This is a genomic window from Acidithiobacillus sp. (assembly GCF_023255755.1).
Classification (GTDB): domain Bacteria; phylum Pseudomonadota; class Gammaproteobacteria; order Acidithiobacillales; family Acidithiobacillaceae; genus Acidithiobacillus.
Genome location: NZ_JAGDVS010000136.1, coordinates 5,669 through 17,833, shown reverse-complemented (window position 1 = coordinate 17,833; position 12,165 = coordinate 5,669). Strand labels below are relative to the sequence as shown.

The 12,165-nt window shown below is 57.8% G+C and carries 10 protein-coding genes; all 10 read right to left on the bottom strand.

The window, feature by feature from the left end; translation table 11 throughout:
- Nucleotides 1-301: 301 nt before the first annotated feature.
- Nucleotides 302-2,779, bottom strand: a complete 2,478-nt coding sequence (locus Q0C48_RS09460) for a plasma-membrane proton-efflux P-type ATPase (protein WP_291523738.1) — start codon at nt 2,777-2,779, stop codon at nt 302-304.
- 49 nt (nt 2,780-2,828) lie between these two features.
- Nucleotides 2,829-3,626 carry a polyphosphate kinase 2 gene (ppk2, locus tag Q0C48_RS09455; protein WP_291523736.1) on the bottom strand — a complete coding sequence of 266 codons (798 nt, stop codon included), beginning with the start codon at nt 3,624-3,626 and terminating at the stop codon, nt 2,829-2,831.
- Between the two features lie 172 nt (nt 3,627-3,798).
- Nucleotides 3,799-5,271 (bottom strand): pyruvate kinase, encoded by a 1,473-nt coding sequence (gene pyk, locus Q0C48_RS09450; protein WP_291523734.1) that lies wholly within the window; start codon nt 5,269-5,271, stop codon nt 3,799-3,801.
- Entirely contained in the window at nt 5,268-6,176 is a 909-nt protein-coding gene (locus Q0C48_RS09445; protein ID WP_291523732.1) for an aldolase, read from the bottom strand. The genes pyk and Q0C48_RS09445 overlap by 4 nt, the downstream gene beginning before the upstream one ends.
- Nucleotides 6,148-6,486 carry a hypothetical protein gene (locus Q0C48_RS09440; RefSeq protein WP_291523731.1) on the bottom strand — a complete coding sequence of 113 codons (339 nt, stop codon included), beginning with the start codon at nt 6,484-6,486 and terminating at the stop codon, nt 6,148-6,150. The genes Q0C48_RS09445 and Q0C48_RS09440 overlap by 29 nt, the downstream gene beginning before the upstream one ends.
- An 89-nt stretch (nt 6,487-6,575) precedes the next feature.
- Nucleotides 6,576-7,574, bottom strand: coding sequence for a 1-phosphofructokinase family hexose kinase (locus tag Q0C48_RS09435; RefSeq protein ID WP_291523729.1), 999 nt, complete (start codon nt 7,572-7,574; stop codon nt 6,576-6,578).
- On the bottom strand, nt 7,571-8,479 hold the full coding sequence (locus Q0C48_RS09430) for a bifunctional enoyl-CoA hydratase/phosphate acetyltransferase (RefSeq protein WP_291523727.1): 909 nt from the start codon (nt 8,477-8,479) through the stop codon (nt 7,571-7,573). Before Q0C48_RS09430 ends, Q0C48_RS09435 begins: the two co-directional genes overlap by 4 nt.
- Nucleotides 8,469-9,626 carry an acetate/propionate family kinase gene (locus tag Q0C48_RS09425; RefSeq protein ID WP_291523724.1) on the bottom strand — a complete coding sequence of 386 codons (1,158 nt, stop codon included), beginning with the start codon at nt 9,624-9,626 and terminating at the stop codon, nt 8,469-8,471. The genes Q0C48_RS09430 and Q0C48_RS09425 overlap by 11 nt, the downstream gene beginning before the upstream one ends.
- Nucleotides 9,627-9,631: 5 nt before the next feature.
- Nucleotides 9,632-11,119: an MFS transporter gene (locus Q0C48_RS09420; RefSeq protein WP_291523722.1), complete on the bottom strand. Its 1,488-nt coding sequence runs from the start codon at nt 11,117-11,119 to the stop codon at nt 9,632-9,634.
- A gap of 95 nt (nt 11,120-11,214) precedes the next feature.
- On the bottom strand, nt 11,215-12,165 hold a 951-nt coding region (locus Q0C48_RS09415), incomplete at its 5' end, for a 2-oxo acid dehydrogenase subunit E2 (protein WP_291523720.1).

Here is a 12,165-nt window from a genome sequence, read left to right as displayed (position 1 = left end):
GGAAACAATTAGACAGATTTAACAAAAAGCGACAACTATCTTGAAAAACACCGCAAGCTGAAGATGATTTCGACCCGCTTTTCTGAATTCATGGATACAGGCGTCCAAAAATGATGCCTGTATCTGAAATCAGGCACGTACGGTCAATTTGTTCAGACGTTCCTTAGGCATAATTTGCAAATTCATATTCATATCTCCATTGGTTGATTTGAACGGTTTGAGTGGGCAAGGCCACATGATTGGCTCCGTGCCTGCGCGGCTCGCCTCTCAAAAAAACCCGTCTTGGCCATGAGGGGTTCGATCAGAGGTGCCCTAATCTTTGCAGGAAGGTTCGATGCGGCTCAGATGTATGTGCAAAACGCCGATAGATACTCACCTTGGCGGCATCCGTTACAAATGACCAAACAATCGAGTAACCCCAAATCAGGGCGACATCAAACCAAGTAATTGGTGCCATTAATCCCATGGGATACAAACACAGCAAGGTGGCGGCCACCTTGGTGCTGAGCGCGGTCCAGATCATGATTGGTGCCGGATAAGGGCGGGCGAGATACCAACCCCGCGCCCGCGCAACAAACAGCGCCAAATGCCCGGATACCGCCATTTTGAGGAACACATAGGTTTGCACCTGCGGGATGGAAAGATGCAACCAGTTCATAGCGAGATAGAGCATCAAGAAACTGCCGATGGTACCCGTCACGCCCATGACAGTGGATACCGCCAGCACGCGGTGCATGTTCCAGCGCACCGGTTTGGGTTCAACCTTGGTGTGATCATAGGCAATGGTCATGATCGGCAGATCATTGAAAAATGCCAGAAGAATGATCATCACGGCGGTGATCGGGTAGAAGTTGTACACAATCATCGCCAGTACCACGAAGATCATGATTCGAATCGTTTCGTTGATGCGGTAAATGGCGTATGAGTTCATGCGCTCAAAAATGCGTCGGGCCTCTTCCACGGCAGTGGTGATGGTCGAGAGTCCCGGTGCGGTGAGAATCAGATCAGCTGCTGCTCGCGCGGCATCGGTGGCGGCGGAAACGGCAATCCCGACATCGGCCTGTTTGAGCGCCGGGGCATCATTGACCCCATCACCGGTCATGGCGACCAAATGGCCATTTTTCTGCAGAGCCTTGACGATGGCGTATTTGTCTTCTGGAAACACCTCGGCATAGCCGTCCGCTTTCTCGATTTGTTCAGCCGCATCAAAGGACTTTTTACCATCGGCACCGAGCAGGTTACTCACGGGTTGTATCTCTTTGCCCAGCCCCAGTTGACCTGCGATTTGCCGGGCGATCGCCACATTGTCGCCGGTCACCATCTTGACAGTTATTCCATGCTCATTTGCCTCCTTGATCGTTTGCGCGGAATCCTCGCGCGGCGGATCAAACATGGGCAGAATGCCGAGGAAGTCCCAGGTTTTGCCGTCGTCATCGGAACGCGCCACACCCAGCGTGCGAAATCCCCGAGCGGCGTTGTCCTCGACTAACTTGTCGGCTTTTTCTTTGTCCGCACCGATAAGCTCGGCCAAATCGATAATCACCTGCGGCGCGCCCTTGGTTACCTTGAAGGTATTGCCGTCGGTGGTCTTGATGGCGGCCTCGGTACGTTTGGAAACCGGATCAAATGGCACGAACCGTGTCTGCTCAAAGGGCTTAAGTTTTTCTTCACGGTTTTGCAGACCATTGATTACGGCGATATCGATGGCATCAGCATCCTCTTCCTTGGATGCCAATACAGCAGCTAGAACCAGATTCTGAGCGTCCTTTGCGGCAAATAAGGCAGGTTCACCCAATGTCAGCTTATTTTGAGTCAGGGTGCCGGTCTTATCCGAACACAAAATGTCGATGCCCGCCATTTCCTCAATGGACTGCAACCGCGAAACAATCGCCCCTTTTTTCGATAGCACCAAAGCACCGACGGCCATCGTGACCGACAAGACGGCCGGCATGGCCACAGGGATTGAGGCAACCGTCAAAATCAGGGCAAACTGGAATAATTCGAGCATCGGTGTGCCGCGATGGAGTTGCACCAAAATCAGCACCGTCACCAATCCAAGACTTAAGAAAATCAGGTAATCGCCAATCGCCAGCACGGCCTTCTGAAAATGCGACGGTGCGCCTGCGCCTTCGACCAGCTTTGCCGTTCTGCCGAAGAAAGTCCGACTTCCGGTGGCAGTAATCATCGCCACCATCTCACCTTGCTTGGCGATGGAGCCGGAATAAACGACCTCGCCTATCTTCTTATCTACTGGCAGGGATTCGCCGGTCAGCGCGGATTGATCCACGGAGAGATAGTCGCCCTCGATTAATTTGGCATCGGCAGGGATGATGTCGCCCAGACGCAGGCGGATAATATCGCCGGGCACCAATTCGGCAGCATCGATTTCACGCCACTTGCCGTCACGCAACACACGGGCTTTCAGAGCCAGCTGATTTTTGAGCGCCTCCAGCGCATTAGCCGCCTTGAACTCCTGCCAGAAACCGATACCGGCATTAAACAACAGCAAGGCGAGGATGATGAAAAAGTCTGCCCAGTGGCGCACGATGGCCGACAGAATCGCTGCCACTTCAATCATCCACGGAATCGGCCCCCAGAAGTAACTGAGGAATTTCATCAGCGGACTGACTTTCTTCTCCTCCAGGGCATTGCGGCCAAATTGCGCAAGACGCTGTTGGGCCTCGGTCGTCGTTAATCCTTGTGCGCTGCATTCGAGTTGCTTGAACACGTCTTCAATGGCGAGTTTTTCAACCTGTTGACTATCAATACTCTTGACCATAATGAACTCCTTACATTTGCGGCAGTGGTTCCGGGGCGTTATGTCCGTATCAAGGCGCAATCATGCCGTTATCGAGATAAGCCTCGGCATAGGTGAACACCACATCGGGGTTCGGGCAGACCACTTCTTCGTCCTTTCCGGTGTAGTCCAACCGGGAAAGCAGATCCTTGATGACGCACAGCCGGGCGAGTTTCTTGTCATTGGCGCGGACCACGGTCCACGGTGCTAAGGCGCTGTGGGTGCGGGCAAACATGTCGTTGCGCGCTCGGCTGTAATCATCCCAGTGTTTTTGTGCCACGGCGTCGATCGGGCTCATCTTCCATTGCTTGAGCGGGTCTGTGCGACGTGCGGCGAGGCGTTTTTTCTGCTCGTCCTTACTGATGTCGAGGTAGTACTTGAACAGTCGAATGCCGGAGCGAATCAGCATCTGCTCGAAAGCGGTTACGGTATCGATGAATTCTTCGTATTCATCCTTCGTGCAAAAATCCATGACCCGTTCAACACCGGCGCGGTTGTACCAGCTACGGTTGAACAGAACCATTTCTTCTGCCGCCGGCAGATGCGGTACATAACGTTGAAAGTACCAGCTGGTACGATCCCGCTCAGAAGGCTTGCCCAGCGCAACCACACGCGTTTCCCGTGGTGAGAGGTGCTGAACGATACACTTGATGGTGCCGTCCTTACCGCCACTGTCGCGCCCCTCGAAGATGACGAGGATGCGCTCGCCATGCTTGATGAAATGCTTTTGCAGTTTCACCAGCTCAATTTGCAGGGCATGTAATTCTTCCTTGTAGGCTTTTTTGGTGGGTGTGTCCGGATAGGGAGCGTATTTATGGCAATGTGACATGTGGTTATCTCCTCGATTTACGTACAGTGTGTTGCCGATTGCGTGTTGGGGCTGCAACCAGAGTAACACGTTCGGCTATTCCCTAGCGTATCTCCTAGGGTATCTCCTAGGGTATCTCCAAGGGCTTCTCCAAAAACTTTTCCAAAATTTTTCCAAGAACTATTCCAAGGGCTCAACATGATTCGGTTCCCCGGAGTATTTCAACCCGGTTGGTCGAGCCCGGATGCCCGCGTGACGACCCTTGGGTGAAAATGAGCGGACCTGCGGGCAGTTTGTGGTTGTGTAGCCAGTCACAGGCGATCTCCTGCCAGTTGTGATTGTCATCAGCGACATGGACGGGGTGCACACCGTAGCTGAACAACAATCGCTGACAGGTCGCGTGATGATGGGACAAGGCAATAATCCAGGTCGGCAGATGAAATCGTGCGATGCGCCGTGCGGTGGCACCGGTTTCCGTCGGGGTGAATACATAGGGCGCCCGCAGATGCGTAACGGCGGTCACAACATTGAGCGATACGATCTCTTCGATATCCGGTTCGTTTTGACGATGCCCCTTGATTATGGTGGGGGTGATCGGGGTGGTAGGAGCGGTGGCGAGCGTAGGGTTCTGTTTTGCGCGGGCGGCTTCCGCCTGCCCCGCAATGCGTCCGAGCATTTTGACCGCTTCGACCGGATAAGCACCAATGGCTGATTCTTCCGAAAGCATCACGGCATCTGTGCCATCGAGCACGGCATTGGCCACATCGGTGGCCTCGGCTCGGGTTGGGCGGCTGTTTTCCACCATGGATTCCAGCATCTGAGTCGCGGTAATCACGGGCTTTTTAGCGGCATTGGCCTTGCGGATCAAGTCTTTCTGAGTCAGTGCAATTGCCTCGATGGGGGTTTCCACACCCAGATCCCCGCGCGCGACCATGCAGCCATCGGCGGCATCCAGGATGGCATCAATATGAGCCAGCGCATCGGCGCGTTCGATCTTGGCGATCAGGAAGGGGGACGCACCGAGCGCTTCGGCTTCGCGCCGGACACGTTCGATATCGGCGGCCGACTGCACGAAAGAGATACTGATGGCATCGACCTTTTGTTCGCAGGCAAAGGCGAGCAGGGTTTGATCGCTTTCGGTAAAGGCGGGTAGCGGGATGCGCAAGTGGGGAATGTTGAGCCCTTTGTGCGAACGCAGTTCCCCACCGACGATGACCTGACAGCGGATTTGTGGCCCGGCAATCTCAAGCACCTTGAGCTGGATGAACCCATCGTTCAGAAAGAGCGCATCGCCCACGCGCACGGCCTGTGGCAATTCGGGGAAATCCGGCACCGAAACCTGCTTGGCATTGCCGTCCATAGGTTCGGTTGTCAGCGTAAAGTGCTGGCCGCGGCGCAGGCGCAGTAGATCGGGTGAAATCGAACCGATACGCAGCTTAGGGCCGGGCAGATCGGCGAGGATGGCGAGGGGTCGGTTGGCCTGCGCGCTGGCTTTGCGCAGCCGCGTGATGGTGGCGGCGTGACTGTGCAAGTCGCCATGCGCCAGATTGAGGCGCGCCACGCTCATGCCCGCACGGATCATGCGGATGAGAACAGCCGGTTTGTCTGAAGCGGGGCCAATGGTGCAGATAATCTTGGTTTTGTACGGTGCCAGCGGTGTGCTCATGCGGATTGTTCGCCTTGATAGATGCGCAATGCCTCGTCAATAGGGGCATTGTCGAAATCGATGGCGCTGATGGCGTTGCAGAGCCGCACGGCTTCATCCAGCGGGCGTTGATGAATATTGCGTCCGGTTGCGCTACCGGCGACGCCACCCATCTCGATTTGCTCGTGGAGGCGGCGCAAGAAGCCTTCGGCGGTGGTTTCACCGCCACCCGCGCACACCACCCGCGTCTTTCCGGCGGCACGCACGGCTTCGCGCAGCGCAGCTGGCCCGCCGGTTGGCGCATTGATCTTCACAAAATCCGCACCTAAACAGGCGACGATACCGGCAACGCCCGCAATCAGGTGTGGGTCGTGCTCGTCGGTCACATGCTGGCCGCGCGGATAGGCCCAGATCACGGCAATCAGACCATGCTGGTGGGCTTCGAAAATCAGGCGCGCGGCTTCGGCGAACATCTGGCCTTCATATCGGCTGCCGGGGTAAATCGTGTAGCCGACGCCCACAATATTGAGCCCAGACGCGTCGCGCAGGCGCACCACCTGTTCGAGCGTATGCCACTGATGGCTGTACGGGTCATCACTCGCGGTGGGCACGAGGTTGGTTTTGGCATTCATCTTCAAAAGATAGGGAATATCTGGGTAATCAGAGCCATAACGGGCAATCAGGCCCATTTGCGTGGCGAAAACGCCGATGCGCGCCTTGGACGCAATGCGAAACAGGTGTTCGGGGTCACCGTCATCTTCAGCTACGTCGGCGCCAACAAAGTCGTCATTCAGGTGTTCTACTTTTTGGTCACCGGCCATGAGCATGAGGCGGCCGGTATGTGCGGTGACGCGTGCAAGATTGGCCAGAAAACGCGGACGTTCGTTTAAAGGTACATCAGCGGGTACAGTGAGGGGTAAGGTCATGGCAGTTCTCCTGATTGTTCACTTGGACGTAAGCGGTCGGGCAGTCAGTTGGCTCATCATAGGGTTCTGAGGCGCGGACATACGGCAAGGCGTCGCGCGCAATAAACTTCGCCCACTCGCGCAACCGATCCTCGGGCTGGGTCAGCAGCAGGTTGGTGCGCTTGTAGCCGGTAAAGCGGCGGGCGAAACCGAGAAGCAGCGGATTGGGATCGAGCTGTTGATAGATCCAGCGCAGTACGAGCGTAAGATCGGCAAGCCCGGCAATGGCGGTGGGCCGTTCGCCCGGAAGATAACGCTGCATGCGGGTCATAAAACCCCGTCCTCTAAATCCTTAAGATTGTTCCGGCCAACTGCATCGACCCGAAGTTCCGGCCAATGGCTTCGTCAAGGGCGCGCAGCTCAGCCGGCTAGATCGCAGTCGGTGACTCTTGCTACCTCGACCCGCCGTAACAGTGTTTGCACCTGGTTGTAATCGAATAATCCGGTACCGGGTTTTTCTGCCGTGCCGCTGCCACAGGCCAACCCCAGTCGCAGGGCTTCTGCAGGGCCTTCACCCCGCGCCAGTGCGGTAATCAATCCCGCAACCATGGAGTCACCCGACCCAACGGTGGAGCTGACGGTTACAGCGGGTGCATGGGCGTAATAGGTGTATTTGCCGTCGACCAGCAGGGCGCCATCGCCACCGAGTGAAACGCACACATAATCAATACCACCTGCCTGCAGCTCGCAGGCTGCGCGGCTCACGTCGGCCATTTCAGGCAGTGGCCGTTTGACGAGTTGCTCCAGTTCGAAGCGGTTAGGTTTGATGAGGAATGGTTTGGACTTTATGGCGTGAACCAGTGCTTCGCCCTGCGCATCGATGATCGGGCGAGCGCCTTGCGAGCGCAGTTGTTGCGCCAGTTCGGCATAAAAGCCCGCATCGACGCCGGGGCAGAGGGAGCCGGTGAGGACGGCATAGCCATCGCTTGCCAGACGGGTCACCTCGTCAACGAGTTTCTGCAAGGTGAATGCGCTCAGTTGCGGCCCAATGCCGCTGACTTCGTACTGCGCACGGGGTTCTTGCTGTTGCAGGGTGACATTAATTCGAGTTTCACCCTCGATGCGCACGCAGTGTGAATGATCGATCTCGTGCACCAGAAGGCGCTCAAGCAGATCACCGATTTCACCTGCTACCACACAGCAGGCATGAGCCGGAACGCGTAGGCGAGCGAGGGCGCGAGCCACGTTGATGCCGTTGCCACCGGGATCATAGCGGCTGGCGGTGGCGTGAACTTTCTGGTCTTCAATCAGATGCGGGATCTCAAAGCTCACATCGACACCCGGATTGAGCGTCAAGGTGACGATGGGCGGCAGAGACTGCGTTTCGGTCGATCTGGTGGTGGTCTGATCGATCGTCATTTGCGCGATTCCTCGCGGTGATGGGCCACGCGCGCCAAGGCCAACGAGGCCAGTCGCACGGGTTCTGGGTCGGATCGGGAGGTGAGTACCACCGGCACGCTGGCACCCAGTACGATGCCGGCAAATCGCGCCCCCGCGAGATATTCCAGATCCTTGTACAGGATATTGCCGGAGACAAGATCCGGCACGAGCAGTATGTCCACGTCACCGGCTACGGCGCTATGGATGCCCTTGATCCGAGCGGATTCGGCCGAGATGGCGTTGTCGAAAGCCAACGGGCCGTCGACCAGTGCATTTTTGATCTGGCCACGGTCGGCCATTTTTGCCAGACAAGCGGCGTCCACGGTTGAAACGAGCGCCGGGTTGACCACCTCAATCGCCGATAGCGCAGCAGCCTTGGGTAGTGTATTGCCCAGCAGGCGGGCTAGATCGATAGCATTTTGCAGAATCTGTGCTTTGGCTTCAAGGTCAGGCGCGATATTGATGGCGGCATCTGTGATGAACAGTAGTTTCGGGTAGCGATCGAGTTCGGCGATGAAGACATGCGACAGGCGCGGCCCACGACGCAGCTCCTTGAGGATGGGGTGCAGAAATTCGGCGGTGTGTAGATACCCTTTCATCAGCAACTTGGCCCGCCCATCCTTGATAACCTGCACGCCCATATCCGCCGCGGCTTCCTGCGTGACGGCATCAATAATCGGGTAATCGGCACCCAGTTCGCTCAACAGGGACGCGATGATCTCGCGCTGCCCGATGAGCAATGGCACAATCAACCCCTCGCTGGCGGCCTGATGCGCTGCTTCCAGTACATGACGCTCACCGGCGTCGACCACGGCGGTAACGGCGGGCGGCAGTGATTTAGCTTCGGTGATTAGATCATCAAGATGTTCGATTCTATTTGGCATGGCGAGTCTCCAGCAGCTCAAAAACATGACGGGCGATCATGGCGTCTTCATCGGTAGGCATAACAAGCACCGTGCAAGCCGCCTGCGGTGCCGAAATGCATTGTTCACCCGCATCATTGGCTGCGGCATCCAGTTCAATGCCCAGATAGGCCAGATCCCGGCACACCATCGCCCGCACCGCCGCGGCGTGTTCGCCGATGCCGCCGGTGAATATCAGCCGATCCAGCCCGCCTAAGGCCGCAGCATAAGCGCCAATGGTTTTTTTCACCTGATAGGCGAACAGAGCAACGGCAAGACGTGCATCAGGCGTATCGAGCGCAAGCAGTTCGGCCATATCCGATGTGTCACCGGAAAGGCCGAGCAGGCCGGATTCATGATCGATGGTGTGCTCCAGACCATCAGCATCAAGGCCTTCCTCGCGCAGTAGGTGCAACAGTACACCGGGATCGAGATCACCACTGCGCGTGCCCATGGGAATACCGCCGGTCGGCGTGAGACCCATGGTGGTGTCGATGGAGCGTCCGTCGCGCAGTGCAGCTAGGCTGGCCCCGTTACCCAGATGCGCGATGACGACACGCCCTTTAACTTGCGGCCCCAGCTTGCGGGCAATGTATTCGTAGGAGAGCCCATGGAAGCCATAACGGCGGATACCGCGTTCACGAAAGCGGCGTGCCAGCGCCAAGGTGCGCGCCACGTCAGGCAAGGTGGCATGGAAGGCAGTGTCGAAGCAGGCGACTTGCGGCGTGTCGGGTAGGTAGGCGGCGACCGCACGGATGCCCGCTAATGCCGGTGGGTTGTGCAGCGGCGCGAGCGGTGTGAGTGCCGCCAGCGCATCCATGAGTTCAGGCGTGATGTGTTCTGGGCGGGTGTGTTCACCGCCGTGCACCACGCGATGGCCGACCGCATCTACGCGCTCGGGTTTCAATGCGATGAACAGCGCCGCCAGCGCAGTATGGTGATCGGGCAAGGCCTGCCGATGAGTGTGGCCGCCGACTTCGATAGCCGCTTCGGGCCGACCAATTGCCACCGCCGAAGCCGAACCTGTGCGCCGTTCGATGCCATCGGCGCCGAACCGGTACAGCGCTAGCTTGAGCGAGGATGAACCGGCGTTGACGCACAAAAAGTACCATTCGGTCGCTGTCGTCATCGTGCTCATGGCAGGTCGCTCTGGTGGAGTTCTTCCAGTGTTCGGCCATGGCCTTCAACGCGGAACACCCAGGTGCTGAGCAAGCCCAGCAGGCTGACAACGGCCATCAAGCCCAACACCATCGATACGCCCAGTGAATTCTTAATCAAGGGCAGCAGAAAAACACCGGCAGTCGCACCGATCTTGGCGCAGGCCGCAGCGAAGCCCGCCCCGGTGGCGCGTAATTGGGTCGGGAATAGCTCGGCGGGCAGAATATAGGTGGTGCTGTTTGGTCCCATGTTCATGCTCAGGTTGAACACAATGAAGCCTGTGAACACCAGCCCGATATGTTGCGCCGCGCCACCGGGGAGCACGGTAGAAAGCAACAACACACTCATGCCGACTGCCATACCGGCAAAACCGACCATCTGCATGCGAATGCGACCGAAGCGGGCCACTGCCCACATACCGATCAGAAAGCCGAGCAGCAGGGAAATGTCGATCAGCCCACTGCCTGCCGTCAAGGTTTCCACATGCGTAATCAGGTTGCTGTTATGGCCACCGAAATGTAGCGAGGCCAACAGCACGGCGGTGAACAGCCCCACGCCGTAGGTAGCGATATCCATGAGCAGCCAAGGTAGCGTGCTGAGAAGCATGCGTCGGCGGTAGGCCGTGCTAAACAGCACGGCAAAGCCCAGTTTTTGCGCTGGGTCGGTTAATTTGCTGACCTGATGAATGGTATTACCCAGACGTGTGGCCAAATTTTCCAGCATTTGCCGGTCTTCCGGTACCAGTCGTTCCAGTGCATGAACCGCCTCACGGTTTCGCCCCTGGCCAATAAGCCAACGCGGACTTTCAGGCAATTGCAGTCGGGCAACCAGAAACAGCGAGGCCAGCACTGCCTCACTGACGAAGAGCAGTCGCCAGGCATTCATATCGCCACTCAAGTGCAGCAAGCCCAAGGCAACCACGGCAGCAAGCAGCATACCGACCGACTGGCTGGCGATGGTGGCTACCATCATCCGGCTACGGTCACGATGCGGCATGCATTCGGCCACATAGCTGCTGCTGACAGGGAAATCCATGCCGATGCCCACGCCGACCAGCAGTTGCGCGCAAATCAACAGCCACGGATCCCAAGCCAGCGCACACAGCACAGCAGCCAGCACCAACAGGCTCATATCAAGCAAGAATACCGATTTGCGGCCGATCCGGTCGGCCAGACGACCACCCAGCGACGCACCAAACACCGCACCAGCGACCAAAGCAGCCCCGAGCAATCCGATCTCTATCGGCGTTAACGCCATGCTGCGTTCCAGTAAGGGAATGGCAATGCCCAGCATGAATACCGACAGGCCATCGATCAGCACGCCGCCGGTCGAAAGTGCCCAAGCCAAGATGTGCGGCAGACGAAGCGGGGCGTTATCCAGCACCCCGATCAGCGTGGCGTGGTCGGGGTGGATGGCGGCGGCACCGAGTATTTTCACGCTGGCAGCCGCCCAATCACGGTGCACCAGTTGTAAATTCTTTTGCGGGCGAAGTTATTCCTATCTAGCCCCGAATAGTCCTTGAGCAATCCCGTGTGGGTGGGGATGATGTGTTTCATGGATCAAGCCAACTTATCCACAGCAGCAAGGTGTCCGCTCAGCGTGGTGAGGAAACGTGCTGCGTCCGCCCCGGCCACCACGCGGTGATCGCAGCTTAAGGTGAGCCGGGTCAGCCCATCTGCGCTGGGTGCGGCTACGGCGAGAATGGCAGCGGCACCGGAGGGCACAATGGCATCGAACTGCTCAATGCCGGGAAACAGGCCGAGGTTGGACAGATAAAAGGTCGCGCCGCTGTAGTCTTCGGGCTTGAGACGACGTTTTGCAAGCTTGCCCTTGAGCCCGCGCCAGTCTTCATCGAGTTCGCCCAGTGGGCGCAGGACGTCACATAATACCGGCGTAATCAGGCCATCTGGCGTATCCACGGCGATGGCAATATCGATGCGTTCACGCCGAGCCAGACCACCGGGTGTCCAGCAGGCATTGAATTCGGGGTGTTCTTGCACACTCAGGGCGCAAGCGCGGGCCAGTAGCAGGCTGAGTGATTCCTGTTCGGCCTGCGCGGCATCGTGCAGTGGTTTGAGATCGACAGCGATGGTGATGTGGAAGGTCGGCGTATGCACGCTGCGCGCCATGTTCTCGGCCATAGCCGCCTTGATTGCGCTGGGGTGCTCGATGGTGTGTGGTGGTGCGTAAGTGAGTTGCGGTGCTTGCGGGCCGATGGCGGCAGCCAGCACTCGGGCGGCGCTGATGTGACCCTTGGTACTATTGGCGTCGGCACCCAACTGCTCAAGATCGATGCCCAGTTCTGCGGCCAGTGCGCGAACAAAAGGCGTAGTGCCCGCGGTGTCGCTCTGACGGGCGGTGAGTGCGGCAGTGACGACCGGGCTGGATGCAGCGGAAGTATCAATTGGTGCGGCGGCAGGTGTGGCTGCGGGCGGTTTGCTCGGCTGGGCAGCGGCGGCGGGTTCTTTCACCGGAGCGGGAGCGGACTTTTCTATCGTCGAAGTGGCCGC